The sequence below is a fragment of the Bacteroides timonensis genome (genome assembly GCF_000513195.1).
Lineage (GTDB): Bacteria > Bacteroidota > Bacteroidia > Bacteroidales > Bacteroidaceae > Bacteroides > Bacteroides timonensis.
Genome location: NZ_CBVI010000012.1, coordinates 81,061 through 103,092 on the forward strand (window position 1 = coordinate 81,061; position 22,032 = coordinate 103,092).

Sequence of the window (22,032 nt, forward strand, 5' to 3'; positions counted from 1 at the left end):
AAGAAAAAGTATCAAAAAGAAAGGACCCGGGCTGAGTCTTCGGTGCTACTCCGATACTGCCATGCACAGCCGGGGCTCGAACTCGCTACGCTCAGACAATCGCCCCTTACCTGTGACTGACAGCACCTCCGCTTACCCACCTCCGCCTATGCCCGAGAGCTGCGCTGTGGAAGCGGCTGCGCATTATTACATCCGGCACTCTCACCCGAATGGTCTCCCGGCCTCACTGTAGGGGCGTTAAGCGAAGGTAGTGTTTTCAGCGTTAAGAAGGGCAGGCTGTTTGAGCGTAGCGAGTTCCTGCCCTTTAGCTGAAAATACTGCCGGAGTAGCCCCGGAAGTGCAGCCTTGATTTTTTCTTTGGTATCTTTCTTTTGCATCAAGGCAAAAGAAAGTACATTAAATTAGCATTTAATTATGATACAGTACTTAAACGTTTTTTCAGAGTAAACAAATATAATGCAGCAACTCGTAGCCTGTAGCTTGTAGCTAGTAACTTCCTCATTGGGGAATATTAATTTCAATCGTCGTCCCCTTACCTGCCTGACTATTTAAAGAAATGCTTCCATGGTGCGCTTCTACCAGCAACTTTATGTAGCTCAATCCCAGACCAATACCGGGCAACGAACGGTCGGGAAAATTACTGCCCCGATAGAACTTATCAAATACACGGTTCTGTTCGGAGACCGGAATGCCGATACCATCATCAGACACCCGTATCATCAACCGGTGATCCTGCAAAAGACAATCTACAACAATATGCACAGACCTACCCGAATACTTCACGGCGTTCTCTATCAAATTACTGATAATATTGGAAACATGCACCGGGTCTGCCGTTACCAGAGTCTCCGAACTGAAATGGGTTTCAATAGACACATTCTTATCCTCAGGTACATGGTAAAGCCGGACAAGCTTTTCCAAACTCGTTTTTATATCAAATGTACGGACGGAAAGCTGCGTGTGTTCATCATCGGCACGCGTCATATCACGTAATTTCGAAAGATAAGCCGACAGGTTATCCAACTCGGACATGGAATCGTGAATCACTTCATCCATCGCTTTCTCGTCTGTTCGCATAGACTTGTCATTGAGAAAGGCTATACACATTTTCAGAGCCTGGACAGGACGTTTCAGTTCATGTATCATAGTGTTTACAAAGCTTTTTCGCAGTTCGTCTATCCGTCGTTGTTTCAAGATGGTTTTAATCTGAAACAGCAGACAAAGCCCCAGCAAAAAGATCAGGCAAGTGCTACCCACTAACTGCCAACCCATACGCACAAGTACCGCATGGGGCGAAACCTTCACAGAAACAAGCACAAACTGACGTTTTAGGGGATTATAAGGATACATTACTTCTATATATGGATTGAACAATGTACCTTGCCGTTTCAGTTCTGCATTCCACTGGTAAATGGAATCTTCGGAAACCACCAGATGCGTAGTAAACGGTTGATTGTCCAGGCGCATGGCAAGCAAAGAATCAAATTGCTGCAATGCGAAAGGTACATCCAATTCGAGACGATAAAGATTAATCACCGAATTCAGATTAGGAGCATCTTTATCGGACATATTTATTTTGAATGAATCCTTCACAATTACCCGTTCTTCCGGTATAAGGCTATCTAACTTCAATGCCCATTCTCTGCGCTTCGCCTCTCTCTCTTTATCATTCACTCCGGCTGAATCTTGTTGCTCTATTCTGAGAGTTTCTATATTCTTTTGTCCCATACTCTCCAAATCCCGCCCTTCCAAGGCTCCAAGTATCAACTCATCAATAGTAGTCCGCTGTTCCAAGTCAATGAATTTGCTCAGCTGATAGAAAAACATATTGGTATTGTTGAGCACCTTTTTGGGTTGAGGAGCACGGATAGAGTCATACTGTTGAGCGGTCTGCAAGATGCGATCATAAATATCATTGATCTGTTCATCATTCATATACTGATACTGATTACGCAACCAGTAGACCTGCCCGCAGGTGATAAGCAGTATCGATACGATGGAGAATATCCAAACGATCTTAATCCGTTGTTCCATAATTGTTCTTTTTTTAGTCTCTCTTAGAAAGACTTGCATTTAGTAGCGGCAAAGGTAAAGGTTAGCTTGCAAATATAAGTACGTGCGAGGCAGATATTATGCATTGAGTAATATTTCAGTAATAACTTTCAGCCTCTTCTGAAGTAAAATCCGCATAGTTTTGCACTACAATATTTGCTGGCAACAGCATGTCAAACTTCTAAAAAGTAAAACTATGAGTGCAAGAATTATCTTTCTTAATCTGTGTCTCGCCATGTTGCTTGCATCACAAGCAAAGGCACAAATCATCGTTTCCGATGGAACGAAAATCCAGAATGACACTATCGGTAAGGCACAGCTCCTTGTGCAATATGAAACGCGCTGTATCAGTAATACGGAAAAGCCGGAAAATGTTACGGAAGAAACCATGATGTTGGAAGTCGGTAAAAGTCTTTCTAAGTTCTACAGTTACACCAAGTATGTTTGCGACTCCGTACTGGCAGTAGACTTCGCCAATAAAGCCTCACAGGAAACGATTAATGAACATCTGAAACAATACGGAACAAGCAAACTGAGCGAACGTACCTTCAGAGGTTATCCTGCCGGAAGAGTAACAACTCTTGATGAAATAGCAGGTATATCTCGCCTGCGTTGCGAAGAACCGGATGAACGTCCGCAGTGGAAGATACTGGCAGAAAATGACAGTATCCTCTCCTACCTCTGCGGCAAAGCCGAATGTCGGTTCAAAGGACGGACATGGACAGCATGGTTCACTACAGAAATTCCTGTCAGTGAAGGTCCCTGGAAACTGTGCGGGCTGCCAGGACTGATACTGAAAGCCGTAGACAGTGAAGGGCATTATTCATTCACCGCCACTGGTGTAGAGCAATGCCATACTGACAGACCCATACTCTTCGATGGAAAGAGGCATGAACCGATGAATCGTAAAGCATACAACAAAGTATATGAACGCTATTATGCAGATCCAGTAGGATTTATCACCGGAAGTATGCCGAACGTTACCATCAAAGTAAGTGATGAACACGGCAATGCAACCAAGAACCCGAAGAATGTTCCTCATAATCCATTGGAACGGGATGAATGAGTTATGAGTTGCAATCTACAGGCTAATTGTCAATAATTATATATGCCTGTTTTTCTATATTTATCTCCTTATTCTTTATCTTCTGATTTTAGTGACTGGACAAGCTGAATTTTGCTGACCCACGCTACAGTGTATTGTAGAGGGGGTAATACTTCCTATTTTAGGGGGGTGTTAACTCCTAAGCTTAGGAGTGCGTTACTCCCTAGTTAGAGAGTGCGTTACTCCTAAGCTTAGGAATGCGTTACTCCTAAGCTTAGGAGTTAACGCTTATTTAACTGGGGAATTTTCATCTGTAAAGTGATGATGTTTGAATACAGATATATGTAAACACTTTTCACCACCATATATATATGTATAAAGTCATCATTGGGATAAAAGATGGACTAATAACCATATCCTTTATTTAATCAATTGAATAAGTAGTCAATCAAAATTAATTCGTAGTATAAATGGGAATTTAGCGGTGAGATGTCGGAGTATCTCAATTCCCCTCCTCCTTGGAGGAGGGGTGCCCAGAGGGCGGGGTGGTAGGTGGAAAAGAATTCCTTAATATTCTTATTAATAGGTATTTATTATTTTACCTACCACCTCCCCCTACGGGTACTCCTCCTCCGAGGAGGAGGAGAATTGAGATAGTTCTGCCTATTCATTCACGCCGCTAAATTATCATTTAGTTACCTATTATTATGTGAACTAATTATGAACACTTACTTATCCTTTATTTAATCAATTGAATATATGAATAGATCACTTCTCCTTATGGCTTTTCTCTCTTTTCTCTATTTTTCAACAATTAGCCGTGCTCAAACTCTGAGCGGGAAAATAACAGATGCGGAAACCCATCAACCACTGGAAGCCGCAATGATCAGTGTATTACGCGGAAACATGATGATAGATTACACGCTGACCGACGCCAAAGGGCAATATTCTCTGCCTTGGAAGCATAGCGGGACATTGCAGCTTAATGTTTCCTTGTTAGGCTATAAGAGAGAGATGCGCAATATCAGTGCAGCAGGAACCCTGAATATCAACCTACAGGCAGAATCGATTATGCTAAAAGAAGTACAAATACGTCCCGGACGTATCAATACCCGAAAGGATACGGTAAGATATGACCTGGCACAGTTTGCCTCATCCAAAGATGTACACATAAAGGATGTATTAAAGAAACTTCCGGGTGTGGATATAGATGAAAACGGACAGGTAAAGTATAAAGGGAAAGCCATTGACCACTATTTTGTGGAAGGAATGGATGTGACAGGCGGACGTTATAACCAAATCAACAACAATCTGAGCGCCAAAGCCGTAAAGAGTGCGGAAATCATGGAGAACTATCAGTCGGTAAAGGCCTTGAAAGGAAAGATCAATTCCGATGAAGTAGCATTGAACCTGAAACTGGACCCGAAAGCACGCGACCAATGGATAACAAACGGTACCCTGGGAACTGGATGGAGTGACAACAACGACAAAATCCTGTGGGAAGGCGGACTGAACGCCCTTCAACTGGGTAAAGGAAAACAGAGTGTCTATAATTACAAGACAAACAACAATGGCAAGGACCTCAGCAACGAGCAAACAAGACTGACCGGAAATAACCAGCAACAAGTTCCGCTTTCCGGTTTTCTCTCCCAGCCGGGCATCAGCGTACCATTAGACAAGAATCGCTTGCTATTCAATGAAACCCACACTCTGAACGGCAACCGCATGTACAAATGGAATGATGACCGCAGCTTGCGCCTGCAGGCCGGATATACTCATGATCTGATCCAACAGCAACGGGGAAATACCCGAATTTATTATCAACCGACAAATACCATACAAATAGACGAAACCTACCATTATCGTCTGAGAAGTGACATCGCTAATCTGGAACTGCGTTATGAAGATAACAGCAGCCGGAATTATATATCCAACCGCTTCACCGTAGACGGAGAAATAAACCGTGGACGTTCGGAGGAACTTGGACAAACTCTGCAAACGTCACAACTAAGTGCCGGAAACTACTTCAATCTTATCCGGAACCGGGAAAGCGGAACCTGGGAATTCCGTTCGGCGACACAGTACGCTTACCAGCCTGCATCCTTACTACTCGAAGAAGGAAAAAGTAAATTCAACCAGCATAACTTCTACACAGATAACAGTGCCGCATATCTACGAAAGTATAATGGATTTACCCAACAATATAAAGCAGGAATACAAGGAGAACGGGCTACCTTGAAATATACTCCGGCAGGACAGTCCTATGATTTCAATGCTTCGCATCTATCATTATATCTTACCCCCTACTTCCAGCTGAAACGGGGAAAATGGCTGACTACGCTTTCCCTTCCTCTGAAAGCAGAACGGTATTTCTCACAGCAGCGTTCGTTCCTGTTCTTCAATCCGTCCACGTATTTGCGTTATAAACTGGATTATCATTGGACGTTCTCCCTTTATGGCAGTCTGAAACGTTCGGCAGGAGACTTCTCCGACTTGTATCCGGGACTCTACCAAACCGATTACCGCACCTGGCGAAACGGCAACGGACTTTTCCCTACCAGCACCACGCAAACCTACAACCTTTACGGAGAGTACAAGAACACTGTACAGGAATTTTTCATCACCGCCGCGCTAACCTACAGTCGCAGCAACAGGAATACCCTTTTCGAACAGAGTGTTTCCGAAGATGCCATTGTCTACACTCGTCGTGGACTACCGAACCATAACGATAGCTGGAATCTCAGCAGTACCTTGTCCAAAGGTATATACGACTGGCATTTGAAAACCTCACTCACCCTACTACTCAGTCGCAGCAATGGTGAACAGCTTACCCGCCTGGCTGACAGCGAGGGTAATCAGCAAAGTCTTCTGCAAACCTATCGTTATGATTATCTGAAGGCAGAGCCTAAAATTATCTGGTCGCCCGCAGATGTTTTTGAAGCAGAATATCATGCCACATTAGGCTACGGTGGCAGCAAGATAGGAAGTGATACCCGTCTCACCCCGTTACTGGACTTCGTACAACGATTGCATCTCACATTCAGTATCGGACAAGTGGACCTGCGCCTTTCCGGCGAACATTACCGGAATGACTTGGGAGGAAACACACATCTCAACACAGTATTCGCAGATGCATCCCTTATCTATAAAAGGAGAAAATGGAGATTGGAAGCAACCCTCAACAATCTCTTCAACAAAAAAGAGTATGCTTACACGACGTATTCCGCCACGCAAAGTTACACTTCACGGCTAAATATACGTCAGAGGGAAGCGATGGTAACAGCCAATTATCAGTTCTGAATCTATAAAATCATCACTGCGGAATATATCAGTATCCCCACTATCGTCAATCCGCCCACCAGTATCGGAGCATAGATGTGGGGGACTTTCGTCATAGTCTTATGCCCGCTGACTTTCAGGAAAAGGCGGTATACAATATATGCGGCAAATAATCCTATCAATGTTCCCACTATGAGATCGCCCGGATAATGTACTCCCAAGTAGATACGTGAATAGCAGGTCAGCAACGCCCATCCCATCATAAATACGGTGAGCCATCGCTTGCGGAAAAGAAACCAGATAAAGAATGCCAGCCCGAAAGTATTGGCAGCATGGCAAGATGGGAAACCATAACGTCCTCCCCGACGCCCGTTTACGATATGCACCACATCGGATATAGGGTTTTCCAGATTGGAAGGGCGGAGACGTTCCACATACGGACGTATCAATGTTGCCCCCGTCTGGTCGGCAATGGTAATTACGAGTGCCAGGCCGATCATACAGAACAAAGTCACTTTCCAATGGAAATTGCGTAGCATCACGTACCAAATGGCGGCATACATGGGTATCCAAATCCATTTACCACTGTAGGTACTCATGAAATAATCAAAGAACGGACTGTGCATCCGGTTGATGGAGAGGAATATGTCAGTATCAATGTCAACAACCTCATTCAATACTTCTAATAGCATCATCTTGTTTTATCTTTTAGCAATGTCATCATATAATTTCTGCAAATAGGCCTTGCCCGGCAACAAGTTCTTCCCTTTCGTACTGCCTTCATCTACTGCCACAGCATCAGCTTCGCAGTTAAATATCAACTGATTGCCTGGTGTCACCATACCAAAAGCATCCGGCACGGCAAAGAATGCAAAATGTGGAGAAGCCGGATTCAGCATATCTTTACTGAACACAAAATCCTGATGCGGCAATGATAATTGTGCCAATAAAGTAGCCGCAATATCATGTTGGGAACCATATATATCAATGCGTCTTGGTTCGCTAACTGCACCTCCTATCAACAACAGGGGTATTTGGTAGCGATCTACCGATAGATTATTCAGATGTTCAGGATACGCGCCCAGGTGGTCGGGAACCAGTACCAACACTGTATTCTTCCATTGGGGCAATTCGCGGAAACGCTTCACAAAGTCGCCTACACAACTATCGGTATAAGCAAAAGCGTTTAAACGATCATTCGCCAGACGGCGATACGGAACTTCAAAGGGTTCATGACTGCTGGAAGTTTGCAATACCCGGAAAAAAGGACGGGCATTTTCTGCCGAAGCTGTGTCTGCCGCCTCAGCTTTCATATCTTCCAGCAGACGGTTGAAAACAAGATGGTCATGCGCTCCCCATTTACTCAAGCGCTCTGATACGGGAAAGTCCTGATCGGAAATAATATTCTCGAAACCGGAAGACATCAGATAGGAACGCATATTCGTAAAGTCGGCATCACCTCCATAATAATATTTAGTACGGTACCCGGCATCACGCAGGCTACCTGCAATGGCAGGAAGATTCTGTGTCTTACGGGGATACTTCATGATACTCGTGGTAGGCTGTGCGGGATAGCCACTCAGAATAGCCACCAATCCACGGTCTGTGCGGAAACTATTGGCATAAAAGTTTGTAAAGAGTACTCCCTCCTTTGCCAGACTGTCCATCTGTACGGCAACATCCGGTTCACCGCCCAAAGTTGTCATCAATCTGGATGAGAAGCTCTCCAATATAACAAAGATAACATTGGGGCGTTCTGTCTTGAATAAAGTCGTACGTAAAGTATCGGGAACCATTGCAGTACTGTCCAGCACTGACGGATCTACCAGATTTTTTATCAACTCATCCGCCTGTGCCGCTTCCATAAAACGATATTGCTTGCCGAAATCCTTTTGCTTGGATAGAGATTCCATCAGGCTGAATGCCGGATTGATAGCTGCATGGTTCAAGCGTTGGTTGGAACTGAAATAAACTTTGCCGGTGTTCATTGTAGAAACGGTAAAACCGCCACGGATAGGAATAAAGAGCAAACCGGTCAGTAACAGCATTACACCTGACACCGACAATCGGCGATAAGGCAGTTTCATCCTTTTCCAGATACCTTTCTGTATCCAAAGAAAAAGAGCGTAAAGCAATGATGCATACAGGATCATGGCTACTATTCCTCCCAGCACCTGCCATATATTGATACTTGCCAGCGCATCTTTGGGAGAAGAGAAGAAATAAAAGAGCGGTGTAGCATCCAGACGGAAGCCCCAATACTCATATAAACCTATATCAACAATGAAAATGACAGCGAGCAAAATAGCGATGAAGAAGTAATAGCCGTTCCAGATACGGCGGAGTGCCTTGGAAAGTGTCCAGGCGGACGCTATGAAGAGTAGTCCGGGAATAGCCGTTAAATATCCGGCAAGCGAGAGGTCGAGGGGTAAACCATTCCAGATAACCTTGAAAGGGTCTGTCCAGGAAGTTCCTGCATACAAAGAACTGTAGTAGAGTATAAATAAGGGTTTCTGTAGTATAAAGATACAGACGAAGAGAATGTACGTCTTTATCAATCCAATAAGCCTTTCTTTCATCAGCTTTTTCTCTTTTTATATTTATATTGAGCGCAAAAATAGTTGTTTTATTCTATTTTACGCCAATATTGTTCAAGAAAACCATGAAAGATAGGCTTATAGAGTGTTTTTTATTATCCGTTTACACGTTTATAGTCTTCAAGGAACTTTTTCAACCCGGAATCCGTCAACGGATGATTAAGTAGACCTTTGATGGCAGACAACGGACAGGTTGCTACATCAGCTCCTACTTCAATACATTGCATGATGTGCGCTGTATGACGAATGGAGGCTGCGAGTACCTGTGTAGTATAACCGTAATATCGATACATTTCTACAATCTTGCCTACCAGTGCAATACCGTCTTCACAGATGTCATCCAGACGCCCGACAAACGGAGAAACATAAGTAGCTCCTGCCTTGGCGGCCAGCAATGCTTGCCCTACGGAAAATACTAATGTGCAATTGGTACGGATACCTTTGGAAGTGAAATATTTGACAGCCTTGATACCGTCGGCAATACAGGGAACTTTTACTACGATGTGAGGGTTGAGTGCAGCAAGTTCTTCACCTTCCTTAATCATACCTTCATAATCCGTAGCAATTACTTCGGCACTGACATCGCCTTGCACGATGTTGCAGATTTCGACATAATGTTTCCGCTGGTTATCTACTCCTTTGATACCCTCTTTCGCCATGAGCGAAGGATTGGTTGTCACTCCATCAAGAACGCCCATATCATAGGCTTCCCGGATTTGATCTAAATTTGCAGTGTCAATAAAAAACTTCATGGCATAAACTGTTTTATTGTGATTTAAAAGATAATCATGCTACATCAAACTAATTGAATTTACGAATGTGAAGCATATATAATAAGAACAGATAGTTTAGTTAAATGTTTTCAGTGCATGCTATTTTATCCTTATAAAGAACAGAACAAGCCAATAATCCAATAAACTCCGGCTGCCAAAAGCCCACTCACCGGGATCGTCAGCACCCAAGCAATCATCAGACTTCTTGTCACTCCCCAACGTACAGCGGAGAGTCTTTTGGTAGCACCGACTCCAATAATAGCTCCGGTAATTGTATGTGTAGTACTCACCGGAATTTTCAAGAATTCCGTAAGATATAAAGTAAAAGCACCGGCTGTTTCCGCAACAACACCTTCCAAAGGTGTTACTTTGGTAATCCTGGTACCCATCGTTTTCACAATCTTCCACCCACCGGACATTGTACCAAGCGAAATGGCAGTAAAACAGGAAAATGCCACCCAATCCGGTAAATCCTCAATACTGTTTATTCCCATTCCCAAGCCTTCCGAATGGGCTGCTATCATAGCTGCTGCTATAATACCCATTACTTTTTGCGAATCATTCAAACCATGCCCTATACTGAACATGGCCGAAGAGACAAGTTGCAATTTCTTAAACCAGACTTCAGCCGTATGGGGATGTGCACGCCGACAAGCATAAAGAACCAACAATGTAAATCCGAAGGCAACAATCATTCCTATCAAAGGAGCAAGAAATATGAAAGCCGCAATCTTCAGAATGATATTGAGTTGAATAGCATCGAAACCATGAGCCATAATGGCAGCTCCTGCAAATCCGCCAATAAGGGTGTGGGAAGAAGATGAGGGAATACCTCTCCACCAGGTAAACAGATTCCATGCTATGGCAGCAATCACTCCGGATAATATAATAGGCAGTGTTATAAACTGTTCCATCACAGTCTTGGACACAGTATTGGCTATACCGAAACCGCCGATTAAATATTTGGCAATAAAAAATGCAACGAAGTTAAAGAAAGCCGCCCATATTACTGCCTGAAAGGGAGTAAGAACTTTGGTCGATACAATAGTGGCTATTGAATTTGCCGCATCGTGGAAGCCATTGATATAGTCGAATATCAGAGCCAGTACAATAATTATTACTAATAATTCCATGTTCTCAGCTTCTTCTATGCATATTTTATAATCAGATTCTTTAGTATCTTACCTACCTGTTCTGCCACATCGGTTGTTTTTTCCAATTCATGCATGATCTCTTTAATCTTGATAAGTTCAATGCAATCCTTTTCTTCTTCAAAAAGCTTCGTGATAAAGTGTTCATATACATCATCTGCCTGATTTTCTATATCATGTAACTTATTGCAGTATCCACGCAATGCGGCCGGTTTCTGACGGAAAGTTTCAAGTTCATCCATCGCCTTGCCAATATATACAGCCTCCTGTTGAATCAGGTGACTCAACTCTTTTCCGCTATCGGAAATCGGACGGGGATTATAGATATTAATACGTTTGGCACAACTGTTTATCCCGTCTATAACGTCATCCATGGTTGAAGCCAACGCATGAATATCTTCACGGTCAAAAGGAGTAATAAAAGTAGTTCCAAGCTCATCAAGGATTAAATGAGTTAATTTATCCCCCTCACGTTCCAGGTCTTTTATTCTTTTATAATAATCTGCCCTCTCCTCCGGTTTATCATGTTGTAAACTTTCTACTAAAAGAGTGGATGATGCAGACAAAATCTCAGACAATTGTTTCAACAGAGGAAAGAACTTAGGTTCTTTGGGAGTAAACCTGCTAAAAAAAGAATTTTTCATAAGAATAAATATATCAAATTATTTCTGTTTTTTTGATTTCATTTTTGTCCGTATCACCTCTATAATGGCAGGTAATATGGATATAAATATAATTGCCACAATCAACAATTTAAGATTTTCCTGCACAATCGGGAGGTCTCCGAAGAAATATCCGGCATAGCAGAAAAGTGCCACCCAAGCTGCACCTCCTATCAGATTGTATACCATGAAATAATAGTAATGCATTTTACCCATTCCTGCTACAAACGGAGCAAAAGTGCGCACTATAGGGACAAACCTGGCTATAATTATGGTCTTGCCTCCATACTTTTTATAAAATTCATGTGTTTTATCCAAATGACTTTGTTTGAATATTCTGGATTTGGGATTATTGAACAATTTGCGTCCGAAGAGATGCCCTATCATATAATTACAAGAATCTCCCAGAACTGCGGCGAAAAACAAGATCAAAACAAGAATATTTACCTCAAGAGGCGTCCCGGGTAACGAGGCAATAGCTCCCGCCACAAAGAGTAATGAATCTCCCGGAAGAAAAGGAGTAACAACCAATCCCGTTTCACAAAAAATGATTATGAACAATATTATGTAAGTCCAGGCATGATATTCCTGCACAATGTTTATCATATATTGATCAATGTGAAGAATAAAATCTAATATAAATTCCATTATCTATTGAGTATTAACATATAGGTATATACATATTCCACAACAGAGATATGACTTTCCAGTTATTCTCAATGAGAGGAATACATATGAATTGAAGTAATAAGAAGATATAAGACACACTAAATGCCTTATAGAAAAGAGAAAGATTAAATAATAATATGTCTTAACGCATAGATATAGTATCTACTGGAATAGTGAGTAAGAGAGAGTTGATACGGAAAAGACATTCTTTTTTCTTCGGGAAGTAGTACCTTTATGGATTTGACGATCTTTGCTACAACTGAAAGGGCATTAAATCTTAGAACTTGTGAAGAAGGAATATTACTGCGTGAAACGGATGTTGCTATATTACCAATAGCCTTACTTGCATATTCTCCGCCATAGACAACTTTCCTACATTGCTCTGCACCTGCCTCAGATATATTACATTCCGTCCTACCCTGCTGCAGGTCTGTTACACAAAGTTCCTCATACTCCTTCACATCACCGGATACAGACTCGAATCCCGATACAAGGAATACACCTAACAATATGCAAAATAAAAGTATATACTTCGCCATAACGGCTGCAAATATAAAAAGTATTTTTCAGAGATGAATCATTTTAGCCTTTTATCTTACGAACCTCTTTTATTCTTTTCCGGGTAATATATACAAAAAGAGCGGATCGTCATACATCCGGCTCTTGTATTACCTTCGGAGTTTCTGCAACAATCGTATCGTTCTTTCCCCGTTACTTCTGCTCTGCCCGCGGCTTGCAAGCAGAGAGAAACAATAGAGACAGCAATATAATGTAAAATCAGTGTTTCATTTATTATTTCAATTTAGCATACAGAATATAGTTATTATCATTCTCATGAATGCTATCTGCCAACTTCTGCATACGTTCCCGGTCAGCTGCAGGAATGTTTTTAGCATCTGCCAGGTACTTTTCCAAAGTTTCTTTCAGAGTCACAGGCTCCATGTTGGCGGTATAATATCCGTTTGAACAACTATACGAAAACCAGGGAATAGGTAAATTTCTCCACTGAACTTCTGAGTCCATGCCACATACGGTAAATAATCAAAAGGCAGAAGAAATACAGACAACAAAGAGTCTTTCGTATTTGCCTTAAAGATACCCTTCGGCACCAAACCAGGCAGTGGTATGCTCTGTACAGCCTGTCCTTTCAAATCATAAGCCAACAGAGATCTTGCATTCCATGGAAGTAAGTATATACGGCTCACCGGCTTCATCTATCTGGGCATCATAGATTAACTGATACTCACCGGGACCTTGTCCCAAAGATCCCACATTGCCAAGGAACTTCCCTGATTTATCGAGGTACGACTGATACAGTAAATGTCAGATAGATCTTTAATACTAACGTTTATTTTCACCAGGCAACAGAAATACACATCCTTCATGCTCAATCCCGGAAAAGCTTCCAGTAACCGCACAGAAAATTTGATAGCCTCATCCGATTCTCCTCTTGCCGAATAGACAGAAGCAATGTAACGGTTCACCTGCGCTTTATGCCCACCACGTATGAAGAAACCTTCAGCCAATTGCATATAGAATAACATGCTGTCCATGTTATTGGAATGATGATAAACTGCCCTTCCTTTATTATACAAATTCAAACCAATTGCGAAAGAATCGGGTATTATCCGGAAACTTTCACTTATCGGCGCCTTCTCTCTCCCACAAGAAAAGAGGAAAAAAAGTATCAAAAATAGGAATAACAGTTTCTTCATAATTTTGACTGATTACCGATTACGCTTTAAAACTATGCGATCTGTAATAGTAGCGGGCAACTCCTTTTCATAGTGGGTAACCATAATCATGGTTTTATCCTGCCGGCGACAAAATGCTTCGATTATCTTCTTTACCCGCCGACGATTGTATGTATCCAGACCATGCAAAGGCTCATCCAGTATCAATAATTCCGGATCTTTTACAAAAGCACGTGCCAGAAGAGCCAAACGTTGCTCACCACTGGATAATTGCAAAAAAGGTTTGTCTTTTAAGGCAGCAATACCGAAAATATCCATCCACCATTCGCAAACAGACATCTGCTCCGCTTTCGGGCGCTTGTATAGTCCGATACTGTCGTGCAGGCCGGAGGCAACTATTTCAATCGCCGGTAGATTCTTCAAATAAGCACGGTGCATTTCAGGGCTGACATAACCAATATGTTTCTTTATTTCCCAAATGCTCTCCCCCGTCCCTCTCTTTCTCCCGAACAGACTGATATCGCAAGCGTATGATTGAGGATTATCGGCACACACAAGACTAAGTAAAGTAGACTTTCCCGCTCCATTCTCACCACTCAACGCCCACTTCTGTCCGCGCATCACTGTCCAGTCTAGTTCTTTCAAAATAGTACGGTCACCATAGCGAATACTGACTTTATTCAATCGAACCACTTCATCGGATACATAATTGGTATTATCATAAGGAAGGTCAATAATGCGCTGCTGTAAATCTTCGGGTACAAGTATATCTGCATTCCGGAATATGGTAAGATATTGATCACGTTGCATCATTTGCCCTACCGTACGATTTGCTATCGGCAGCACTTTATTAATATATGAGGGAATATCATCCATCATAGAAAGTATCAGGATGAGTTGCACGGCAGAGCGTTTGGCTAGTCCTGCCAACAAAGTATTCAGCAATTCACGGGTCTGGGCATCCAGTCCAATGAAAGGATTATCCATGATAAGAACACGGGGAGCTGTAAGCAGTGCTTTCACTAACTGAAATTTACGCAACTCACCACTGGAAAGAAGAATCATCGGCTTATCCAGCATAGGTTCAATACGGAATAATTCAAAAAGTTCTTGTTTCAGTTTTTCATCCCTGACTTCTCCCAACATATCCCTAACAAACGGAACATCATCATGATCATGAGTATTCCAGCGCTGCTGATAATAATAGTTGGCATCCGCCGAACCATACGTATCGCGAAAAGCAATATATTTGATATTCTCATAGACTGTTTTTGACGTTGAAGGAGAAAAGTCATAGGTTATTGTTCCTTCCTTCAAAGGGTATTTTCCGATAAGCATATCTACCAAAAGGCTTTTTCCGGAACCATTAGGTCCGACAATGGTAATGTGTTCATCTGCCGGAAAAGATGCGGAAGCAGGTGCAGCTAATCGCACAAGCGGATTACGGGCCACACCACCCGTCAAACATATAGTATATGGTTGCATTATTTCAGACGTATTTTGTTTAGTGATGCCACAAAGATACCAAGTTTTCCTTCTAAATGCTCAAAATGAGAGCAGTTTAATCAATTCTTCCTTTTTTAAGCAACTAACATGAAAAATAATCCATATATTGGGAAACAATTTCCCCAGGAAATATGTTTCTTTAAAAGACATGTATCAAAAGTATTAAAAAAGGATGGAAAAAACATTCGCTAAAAGATATTGGCCTACAATCGTAGGTGCAATAGTCGGGGCTATAAGCGGCTATCTATATTGGAGGTATGTCGGCTGTAGTACGGGTACTTGTCCAATTACCTCATCTCCACTAAACAGCACATTGTGGGGAACTGTCATAGGTGGCCTATCAGGAAACATTTTGCAACCAAATATTTTAAGGAAGAACAATCAAGATAAATAATACAGGAGTCTATGGAGAAAAAATCAACATCAGAACGCCCGTCGGGTCATGCCTATGAGCTTTCCGGAATGTTTTCTCAGGTTCTCCGTACGGCATTGGATAGGTTTATTTTTCTGCATAATAATATTGAAAAAAAATTAGCGATATACCAGCTGGAATATATAAACTTGAATTAATGGATATAAGCGAAATTACCTGAAAATGGATATCGCTAAAGAATAACACAAACTATAATATAATGCCCAAACTCTCAATTAAATGTATCCGGGCGAATACAGATTCGCCCCTACAAGTAAGACTACTTGTAGGGGCGATGTTTTATCATAAGATATACTGTTCTTATTTATAAATAATCAATGCAGACTGCGCCGGAACGATCATTTCTGATCCGTAAAGCGTACCCAATCCTTTTTCACTGATAAAGCCATCCTTGCAAACAACTGTATACTTACCCTCGGGAACTGTTAGTTTAGCAGGTTCTTTACGTGAGTTCAATGCCACTATAATATCTTCCCATGTATCACTGTTGGCATGTTCTTTCAAACGGTAGGCTATCAAGTTACTGCCTTCCACCGGAAGGAATTCCAAATGCTTACGTACCAGATCCGCATCTCCCATGCGGAAAGCAGGGTGATTCTTGCGTAACTGTATCAGACCTTTATAATAAGCGAAAACATCTGCATGTTCTGCTTTACGTTTCCAGTCAATAGCATTAATAGAGTCAGGACTTTGGTAACTGTTATGCACGCCCTTCTTATCACGCATCACCTCTTCACCGGCATAAATAAACGGTATGCCTTGTGAAGTAAATACAGCCGTTTGAGCCAATTTATCCAATTTTATCAACTCCTGTGGCGTAATACCCGGAACACTTGCATTCAGTCTGTCAACCAAGCACATATCATCATGGCAAGAAACATAACTGACCATCTGTGCCGGCTGTTCAGCCCAGGAAGCCTTACTATAATTCACCAAATCATTGTCCACTTGCGGATGCTTGACAGCACCAACAATACCAAACTTGATACTCTCCTCTCCCCCCGGAACTCCGGCAAGAAAAGCACCTTGATGATTGTCATTGAACGGACCACGCAATCCATCACGCATTTCATCAGAAAATGCAGCAATACCCGGCATCCGGTAAGTATTCGCTTTCATAGCCAACGAGTCTTCCGGCATCTGGGGAGCTTTAGCCGCCCAACCTTCACCATAAATAATGATACTCGGGTCAACTGCTGTAGCTGCCTTACGAATTTCATTCATCGTTGCTATATCATGAATCCCCATCAGATCAAAGCGGAAACCGTCAAGGTGATATTCGTTAAGCCAATGCAACACAGACTCTATCATATATTTCCGCATCATAGGACGGTTACTTGCCGTTTCATTGCCGCAAGCGGAAGCGTCAGCAAAGCTGCCGTCCGGCATCTGGCGATAAAAATATCCCGGCACCGTACGTTCAAAGTTGCTTTCAGCCGTATTGAATGTATGGTTATACACCACGTCCAACACTACGCGAATTCCTGCTTTATGCAACGCCTGCACCATCTGTTTGAACTCTTTAATACGAACAGCAGGATCATAAGGATCGGTAGAATATGAACCATCAGGCACATTATAATTCTGCGGATCATATCCCCAATTGTATTTGTTTTCATCCAATCTGGTCTCGTCTACGGAAGCATAGTCATAAGATGGCAAAAGATGTACGTGTGTCACGCCCAATTCTTTCAAGTGATCAATACCGGTTGCCAATTGTTCAGGACTCAATGTACCTTCTTCTGTCAATGCCAGGAATTTACCTTTGTGCTGAATACCGGAAGAAGGATCAATAGAGAAATCACGGTGATGCATTTCATAGATAATCGCATCTACCGGAGAAGCCAACGCAGGCCGTTTATCTGCTGCCCAGCCTTCGGGATCAGTCGCACTCATATCTATAATTGCGGCACGCTTTCCGTTCACTCCTACGGATTTGGCATTGATACCCGGAGTATCTCCCAACCATTTATCTTTAATCTTCACATTGAATGTATAGAATTTCCCTATCAGGTCTTTCTCCACCTTTGCTGTCCAGGTTCCTTCCTTATCAGCCACCATTGAAACGGTTTCATAAGCATGACCACCGTCACCGGTATCAAACAACATCAGACGTACTTCATCGGCAGTGGGTGCCCACAATGTAAAACTTGTAACTTCAGGAGTATACTCCATCTCCGTCAAGTCATCCGAGCGGACAGGATACAGTTCATAAGATGCGTACTCTTTTTTTGCCGGAGAACAACTGACAATCGTAGCAGCCGCCACTCCAATCAAGGCAAGTTCATTCATTTTCATGGTAGTTATTTTAAGTATTAAGTATCAAGTATTAAGTATTAGGTATGAGATATTATCGCTTTACTTTATCGGGATTCTTGGCGATGAAATCTTTCCAGCCGTGATATCCTTTCTCTACTGTAGGACGTCCCATTTGCAGAAAGTGGCAATAAGCGGCGGCAAGACCATCCGTAGCATCCATAAATGTAGGCATATCTTCCTTTGCAAAATGCAACATGCGTTGCAACATATCCGCTACCTGCTCCTTAGAAGCCTGACCGTTTCCGGTGATAGCCATTTTGATTTTTAAAGGAGCATATTCCGTAATCGGTATGTCCCGGCTGAGAGCGGCCGCCATGGCAACACCTTGTGCACGCCCCAACTTCAGCATAGACTGTACATTCTTCCCGAAAAAGGGTGCTTCAATGGCAAGTTCATCAGGCAGATAGCTCTCGATAATACTCAACACCCGTTCGTGTATATGACGTAACTTCAGGTAATGATCACCCATTTTACGCAGATCAATAATGCCCATAGCTATCATCTCAGGTTTTGTTCCCTGTACACGCAAAACTCCGTATCCCATAATGGTCGTACCGGGGTCAATGCCCAGAATTATCTTTTCCTTGACAGGCTGTATCACTCTATCACCTCCATCAGTGTAGGAAACCCTACCACTTTATCCTGGAATATCTTAACCAGTTCTTCGTTCAACTTCGTTCCCTGTTCCAGATGCCAACGATGCAAGATACCGGAATTTTCCACTTCGAACTGAAGGGAATAACAGGTACTACCCTCTTCACGATGACTGAGTATACGAACAATGCGCGGTGTATGCAATGACCCTGTCTTTTCTACTTCGGGTAAATAGAATTCTTTGATCCAGATCAGGAAGTTATCTTCCTGTCCTTCTTCTACTTGATAGGTGGTATTATAAATCAGCATATTTTTTTCTTTCACTTTGTTTCGCAAACATAGCAATTATTTCAGAATAATGCATTATATTTGCGCCATCAAAAAGAGAGAAACCTCGCAAACGTTAGCGAAGGGTCAAAAAAAGGGGGGGGTTAGCTCATCTGGCTAGAGCGCGACACTGGCAGTGTCGAGGTGATCGGTTCGAGTCCGATACTCTCCACCATAGAAAACGAGGGATATATCAGAAAGATGATATATTCCTTTTTTATTCCATTTCCCCATCTATCTTTTATAAATCCGGAAAAGTAGTAAGTGAATAAAGTGAAATGGTTCATTCAAGCATTCACACTCAAACGAACCATTTCACCTTTAATCAAACAATGTAATGATTGCTAAAACTTATCCTATTTTAACTTAAACGTCACAGGCACTGTAAACTTGCAGCGTACGGGTACGCCACGTTGTTTTCCGGGCTTCCATTTCGGCATGGTAGAAATAACGCGAACCGCTTCTTTGTCCAGATAAGGATCAACGCCTCTTATCACGGTCACATCCACGATACTACCATCCTTGTTTACAACAAACTGCACAGTTACACGCCCCTGGGTTCCATTCTCTTGTGGAATGGTGGGATACTTGATATTCTTACTCAAATACTGTAAAAGACCGACTGTACCACCATTGAGAAATTGCGGATTTTCTTCCACAACTTCAAAAATCTCATCTTCTACCGGCACATCTTCGTCCACAGTGACTGGTATATGTTTCACTACCACATCCTCACCGGTTTCTTCCGAAGAGGCGAAATTGGTTTCTTCTACATTAGCGTCATCATCTATTATTGTCAATACATCATTAATAGGAGTAACCTGAGGTGGAGGTGGGGGAGCAACCTCAGGCTGCCTTGTAAGAGGGATCTCCATGTCCTGTTCAAACACATTTTCGACGATACGACCACTCGTGTCAATCTTAATATCACGCGTCCATTCAAACGCTACGAACATGAAGGCAAGTACGACTACATAACCCACAAGTAACCACGTGGGTCTCTTGCTTTCCAAGTTTGCTTTGGGTGTTTTTTTGGTTTCCATAGTTTACAAATTAGTTACTATATAATGTCTTCCGTTAAGAATCCGACACTATACAGATATTGTTAGTAATACGAAAACACTTGTGGCCACTATTTTCTGTAATAAAGATAGTTGAATAGCTATTAAGTTGTTATCAGAGAGGCCTATTAATATACTTTTTTAATATCTGTTCGAAAAAATTGCTTAGCAAAAAGATTATTTACGCCGGAATACTTAAGAATACTAAAAAAAGCTGCTACCTTTGCCTAACAAATCAATCATAAAAAATGAAACAAACTAAATCAGGGAAAAGCGACATCATACTGCATACGCTTAACCCTTATGACCCTGAAATGCAGCGTTACCTTTCCCTCTCTAAAAAAATCGAGCAATTGATGAATAATGCGGAAGATGAAAATGACTCATGTATTCCTATTGAGCTTGTAGCAGAATTCTGTGTATTGCAAGAAAAACTTTATCAGAAAGCACTAAAAAAGAACAAAGAAGAAGCTAATTAACCTCCCACAAAGATAAGAAGGACGGTGCATAGCCGACAAGGATAATGATTATCCGCAATCTATACGATTCGTACCCGGCCCGTACCAGGTCCGTAGTTGCTCCGTATCTAAGAAATCAGGTAAAATATAGAGCTGATACAGAGCATCTACGGACTTGATACGGACCTGATACGGAGATTGCGTGGAGATTGCATGGAGATACTACGAAGATTTACACCTAACCAGCCACAGACTTTTTCCCCGCGACAGATTAATTTTATAAAAAGATTGGGAGCGAAATCATGATAAAGTTGTATCTTTGCACTGTTTTATGTATTTCAGAAATAAATAATAACGACGATATGATAGATAAAATCAACCAGCTTCTGCAAGAAGTGGAAGCACTGAAAGCTGCCAACGCCGAGGAACTGGAAGCGCTCCGCATCAAATACCTTAGTAAAAAAGGTGCTATCAATGACTTGATGGCAGACTTCCGCAACGTGGCTGCCGAACAGAAGAAAGAAGTCGGCATGAGACTGAATGAACTGAAAAACAAGGCGCAGGAAAAGATTAACGCCCTGAAAGAACAGTTCGAAAGCCAGGATACGGATTGTGACGACATTGACCTCACCCGTTCCGCTTATCCGGTAGAACTGGGTACACGCCACCCGCTCACCATCGTAAAAAACGAAATCATCGATATATTTGCACGTCTGGGTTTCAGTATTGCCGAAGGTCCGGAAATTGAGGATGACTGGCACGTGTTCTCCGCATTGAATTTTGCTGAAGATCACCCCGCGCGCGATATGCAGGATACTTTCTTCATCGAAGCACATCCTGACATCGTATTGCGTACGCACACTTCATCCGTACAAACACGCGTTATGGAAGTCTCACAACCTCCTATCCGCATTATTTGTCCGGGACGCGTATATCGTAACGAAGCTATCAGCTATCGCGCACACTGCTTTTTCCACCAGGTAGAGGCGTTGTACGTAGATAAAGACGTATCTTTCACTGATCTGAAACAGGTGTTATTGCTCTTTGCCAAAGAAATGTTCGGCGAAGATACCAAGATCCGTCTGCGTCCGTCTTATTTCCCGTTCACGGAACCTAGTGCCGAAATGGACATCAGTTGTAACATTTGTGGTGGAAAGGGCTGTCCGTTCTGCAAGCATACCGGCTGGGTAGAAATCCTAGGTTGCGGTATGGTAGACCCCAACGTATTGGAAAGTAACGGTATCGACAGTAAGGTATACAGCGGATACGCCCTCGGTATGGGTATCGAGCGTATTACGAACCTGAAATATCAGGTGAAAGACCTTCGTATGTTCTCCGAAAACGACACAAGATTCCTGAAGGAATTCGAAGCCGCTTACTAACATAAGTAGAGAGTTGAGAATTCTCAACTC

General features: G+C 42.4%; 21 protein-coding genes and 1 tRNA gene. 6 read left to right on the top strand and 16 right to left on the bottom strand.

What is annotated here, in order from left to right:
* Positions 1 to 498: 498 nt before the first annotated feature.
* Positions 499 to 2,034 carry a sensor histidine kinase gene (locus tag BN161_RS03775; RefSeq protein ID WP_044263284.1) on the bottom strand — a complete coding sequence of 512 codons (1,536 nt, stop codon included), beginning with the start codon at positions 2,032 to 2,034 and terminating at the stop codon, positions 499 to 501.
* 214 nt (positions 2,035 to 2,248) lie between these two features.
* On the opposite strand from BN161_RS03775, the gene BN161_RS03780 reads away from it, so the two are divergent.
* Together BN161_RS03780 and BN161_RS03785 are read left to right on the top strand one after the other, a co-directional pair.
* Positions 2,249 to 3,118, top strand: coding sequence for a GLPGLI family protein (locus BN161_RS03780; protein WP_044263287.1), 870 nt, complete (start codon positions 2,249 to 2,251; stop codon positions 3,116 to 3,118).
* A 738-nt stretch (positions 3,119 to 3,856) separates the two neighbouring features.
* Positions 3,857 to 6,397, top strand: a complete 2,541-nt coding sequence (locus BN161_RS03785) for a carboxypeptidase-like regulatory domain-containing protein (RefSeq protein ID WP_044263288.1) — start codon at positions 3,857 to 3,859, stop codon at positions 6,395 to 6,397.
* Positions 6,398 to 6,399: 2 nt separating this feature from the next.
* Here BN161_RS03785 and BN161_RS03790 read toward each other — a convergent pair whose 3' ends face one another.
* From BN161_RS03790 to BN161_RS03835, 11 genes are all read right to left on the bottom strand, one after another.
* Positions 6,400 to 7,071 carry a phosphatase PAP2 family protein gene (locus BN161_RS03790; protein ID WP_044263290.1) on the bottom strand — a complete coding sequence of 224 codons (672 nt, stop codon included), beginning with the start codon at positions 7,069 to 7,071 and terminating at the stop codon, positions 6,400 to 6,402.
* Positions 7,072 to 7,077: 6 nt separating this feature from the next.
* On the bottom strand, positions 7,078 to 8,955 hold the full coding sequence (locus BN161_RS03795; RefSeq protein WP_044263292.1) for an LTA synthase family protein: 1,878 nt from the start codon (positions 8,953 to 8,955) through the stop codon (positions 7,078 to 7,080).
* A gap of 113 nt (positions 8,956 to 9,068) precedes the next feature.
* Positions 9,069 to 9,725 (bottom strand): fructose-6-phosphate aldolase, encoded by a 657-nt coding sequence (gene fsa, locus BN161_RS03800; protein ID WP_007214717.1) that lies wholly within the window; start codon positions 9,723 to 9,725, stop codon positions 9,069 to 9,071.
* Positions 9,726 to 9,856: 131 nt separating this feature from the next.
* Positions 9,857 to 10,879 (bottom strand): inorganic phosphate transporter, encoded by a 1,023-nt coding sequence (locus tag BN161_RS03805; RefSeq protein WP_044263294.1) that lies wholly within the window; start codon positions 10,877 to 10,879, stop codon positions 9,857 to 9,859.
* A gap of 14 nt (positions 10,880 to 10,893) precedes the next feature.
* Complete coding sequence (locus tag BN161_RS03810; RefSeq protein WP_044263295.1) at positions 10,894 to 11,541, bottom strand: DUF47 domain-containing protein; 648 nt, start codon at positions 11,539 to 11,541, stop codon at positions 10,894 to 10,896.
* Between the two features lie 18 nt (positions 11,542 to 11,559).
* Positions 11,560 to 12,207, bottom strand: a complete 648-nt coding sequence (locus tag BN161_RS03815) for a DedA family protein (protein ID WP_044263296.1) — start codon at positions 12,205 to 12,207, stop codon at positions 11,560 to 11,562.
* Positions 12,208 to 12,353: 146 nt separating this feature from the next.
* Positions 12,354 to 12,767 (bottom strand): hypothetical protein, encoded by a 414-nt coding sequence (locus tag BN161_RS03820; protein WP_044263297.1) that lies wholly within the window; start codon positions 12,765 to 12,767, stop codon positions 12,354 to 12,356.
* A 253-nt stretch (positions 12,768 to 13,020) separates the two neighbouring features.
* Complete coding sequence (locus BN161_RS30330; RefSeq protein ID WP_244436406.1) at positions 13,021 to 13,251, bottom strand: hypothetical protein; 231 nt, start codon at positions 13,249 to 13,251, stop codon at positions 13,021 to 13,023.
* A 129-nt stretch (positions 13,252 to 13,380) separates the two neighbouring features.
* On the bottom strand, positions 13,381 to 13,500 hold the full coding sequence (locus tag BN161_RS30335) for a 6-bladed beta-propeller (protein ID WP_244436407.1): 120 nt from the start codon (positions 13,498 to 13,500) through the stop codon (positions 13,381 to 13,383).
* A complete protein-coding gene (locus tag BN161_RS30340) occupies positions 13,461 to 13,781 on the bottom strand; it encodes a hypothetical protein (RefSeq protein ID WP_244436408.1) in 321 nt (106 codons plus the stop codon). Before BN161_RS30340 ends, BN161_RS30335 begins: the two co-directional genes overlap by 40 nt.
* A gap of 174 nt (positions 13,782 to 13,955) precedes the next feature.
* The gene (locus BN161_RS03835) at positions 13,956 to 15,407 is read right to left on the bottom strand and encodes an ATP-binding cassette domain-containing protein (protein ID WP_044263299.1); all 1,452 of its coding nucleotides are present in this window, start codon (positions 15,405 to 15,407) and stop codon (positions 13,956 to 13,958) included.
* A gap of 193 nt (positions 15,408 to 15,600) precedes the next feature.
* Here BN161_RS03835 and BN161_RS30345 point away from each other — a divergent pair, with 193 nt between their 5' ends.
* Positions 15,601 to 15,822 carry a DUF6132 family protein gene (locus BN161_RS30345; RefSeq protein WP_074435090.1) on the top strand — a complete coding sequence of 74 codons (222 nt, stop codon included), beginning with the start codon at positions 15,601 to 15,603 and terminating at the stop codon, positions 15,820 to 15,822.
* A gap of 339 nt (positions 15,823 to 16,161) precedes the next feature.
* On the opposite strand, the gene pulA is transcribed toward BN161_RS30345, so the two are convergent.
* The 3 genes from pulA to BN161_RS03850 are packed head-to-tail and all read right to left on the bottom strand — an operon-like array spanning position 16,162 to position 19,083.
* Positions 16,162 to 18,159 (bottom strand): type I pullulanase, encoded by a 1,998-nt coding sequence (gene pulA, locus BN161_RS03840; RefSeq protein WP_044263300.1) that lies wholly within the window; start codon positions 18,157 to 18,159, stop codon positions 16,162 to 16,164.
* Positions 18,160 to 18,211: 52 nt separating this feature from the next.
* Complete coding sequence (gene ruvC, locus BN161_RS03845) at positions 18,212 to 18,781, bottom strand: crossover junction endodeoxyribonuclease RuvC (protein WP_007214744.1); 570 nt, start codon at positions 18,779 to 18,781, stop codon at positions 18,212 to 18,214.
* Positions 18,778 to 19,083: a DUF4286 family protein gene (locus tag BN161_RS03850; RefSeq protein WP_044263301.1), complete on the bottom strand. Its 306-nt coding sequence runs from the start codon at positions 19,081 to 19,083 to the stop codon at positions 18,778 to 18,780. Before BN161_RS03850 ends, ruvC begins: the two co-directional genes overlap by 4 nt.
* Positions 19,084 to 19,199: 116 nt before the next feature.
* Between BN161_RS03850 and BN161_RS03855 the strand changes: the two genes are divergently transcribed.
* A tRNA-Ala gene (locus tag BN161_RS03855) sits at positions 19,200 to 19,276 on the top strand.
* A 181-nt stretch (positions 19,277 to 19,457) separates the two neighbouring features.
* On the opposite strand, the gene BN161_RS03860 is transcribed toward BN161_RS03855, so the two are convergent.
* Positions 19,458 to 20,144 carry an energy transducer TonB gene (locus tag BN161_RS03860; protein WP_044263302.1) on the bottom strand — a complete coding sequence of 229 codons (687 nt, stop codon included), beginning with the start codon at positions 20,142 to 20,144 and terminating at the stop codon, positions 19,458 to 19,460.
* A gap of 266 nt (positions 20,145 to 20,410) precedes the next feature.
* Between BN161_RS03860 and BN161_RS03865 the strand changes: the two genes are divergently transcribed.
* Both BN161_RS03865 and pheS read left to right on the top strand, forming a co-directional pair.
* Positions 20,411 to 20,641, top strand: coding sequence for a hypothetical protein (locus tag BN161_RS03865; protein WP_044263303.1), 231 nt, complete (start codon positions 20,411 to 20,413; stop codon positions 20,639 to 20,641).
* A 341-nt stretch (positions 20,642 to 20,982) separates the two neighbouring features.
* Entirely contained in the window at positions 20,983 to 22,002 is a 1,020-nt protein-coding gene (pheS, locus tag BN161_RS03870; protein WP_044263340.1) for a phenylalanine--tRNA ligase subunit alpha, read from the top strand.
* The last annotated feature ends 30 nt before the right edge of the window (positions 22,003 to 22,032 follow it).

Excerpts from the sequence above, each read along its gene's own strand:
- BN161_RS03780 (WP_044263287.1), top strand. The coding sequence starts at position 2,249 with ATGAGTGCAAGAATTATCTTTCTTAATCTGTGTCTCGCCATGTTGCTT.
- BN161_RS03835 (WP_044263299.1), bottom strand. The coding sequence starts at position 15,407 with ATGCAACCATATACTATATGTTTGACGGGTGGTGTGGCCCGTAATCCG.
- BN161_RS03790 (WP_044263290.1), bottom strand. The coding sequence starts at position 7,071 with ATGATGCTATTAGAAGTATTGAATGAGGTTGTTGACATTGATACTGAC.
- fsa (WP_007214717.1), bottom strand. The coding sequence starts at position 9,725 with ATGAAGTTTTTTATTGACACTGCAAATTTAGATCAAATCCGGGAAGCC.
- BN161_RS03810 (WP_044263295.1), bottom strand. The coding sequence starts at position 11,541 with ATGAAAAATTCTTTTTTTAGCAGGTTTACTCCCAAAGAACCTAAGTTC.
- BN161_RS03850 (WP_044263301.1), bottom strand. The coding sequence starts at position 19,083 with ATGCTGATTTATAATACCACCTATCAAGTAGAAGAAGGACAGGAAGAT.
- BN161_RS03805 (WP_044263294.1), bottom strand. The coding sequence starts at position 10,879 with ATGGAATTATTAGTAATAATTATTGTACTGGCTCTGATATTCGACTAT.
- BN161_RS03795 (WP_044263292.1), bottom strand. The coding sequence starts at position 8,955 with ATGAAAGAAAGGCTTATTGGATTGATAAAGACGTACATTCTCTTCGTC.
- BN161_RS03820 (WP_044263297.1), bottom strand. The coding sequence starts at position 12,767 with ATGGCGAAGTATATACTTTTATTTTGCATATTGTTAGGTGTATTCCTT.
- pheS (WP_044263340.1), top strand. The coding sequence starts at position 20,983 with ATGATAGATAAAATCAACCAGCTTCTGCAAGAAGTGGAAGCACTGAAA.
- BN161_RS30330 (WP_244436406.1), bottom strand. The coding sequence starts at position 13,251 with ATGGACTCAGAAGTTCAGTGGAGAAATTTACCTATTCCCTGGTTTTCG.
- BN161_RS03860 (WP_044263302.1), bottom strand. The coding sequence starts at position 20,144 with ATGGAAACCAAAAAAACACCCAAAGCAAACTTGGAAAGCAAGAGACCC.
- BN161_RS03865 (WP_044263303.1), top strand. The coding sequence starts at position 20,411 with ATGAAACAAACTAAATCAGGGAAAAGCGACATCATACTGCATACGCTT.
- BN161_RS03815 (WP_044263296.1), bottom strand. The coding sequence starts at position 12,207 with ATGGAATTTATATTAGATTTTATTCTTCACATTGATCAATATATGATA.
- BN161_RS30345 (WP_074435090.1), top strand. The coding sequence starts at position 15,601 with ATGGAAAAAACATTCGCTAAAAGATATTGGCCTACAATCGTAGGTGCA.
- pulA (WP_044263300.1), bottom strand. The coding sequence starts at position 18,159 with ATGAAAATGAATGAACTTGCCTTGATTGGAGTGGCGGCTGCTACGATT.
- BN161_RS30340 (WP_244436408.1), bottom strand. The coding sequence starts at position 13,781 with ATGGACAGCATGTTATTCTATATGCAATTGGCTGAAGGTTTCTTCATA.
- BN161_RS03785 (WP_044263288.1), top strand. The coding sequence starts at position 3,857 with ATGAATAGATCACTTCTCCTTATGGCTTTTCTCTCTTTTCTCTATTTT.
- BN161_RS03775 (WP_044263284.1), bottom strand. The coding sequence starts at position 2,034 with ATGGAACAACGGATTAAGATCGTTTGGATATTCTCCATCGTATCGATA.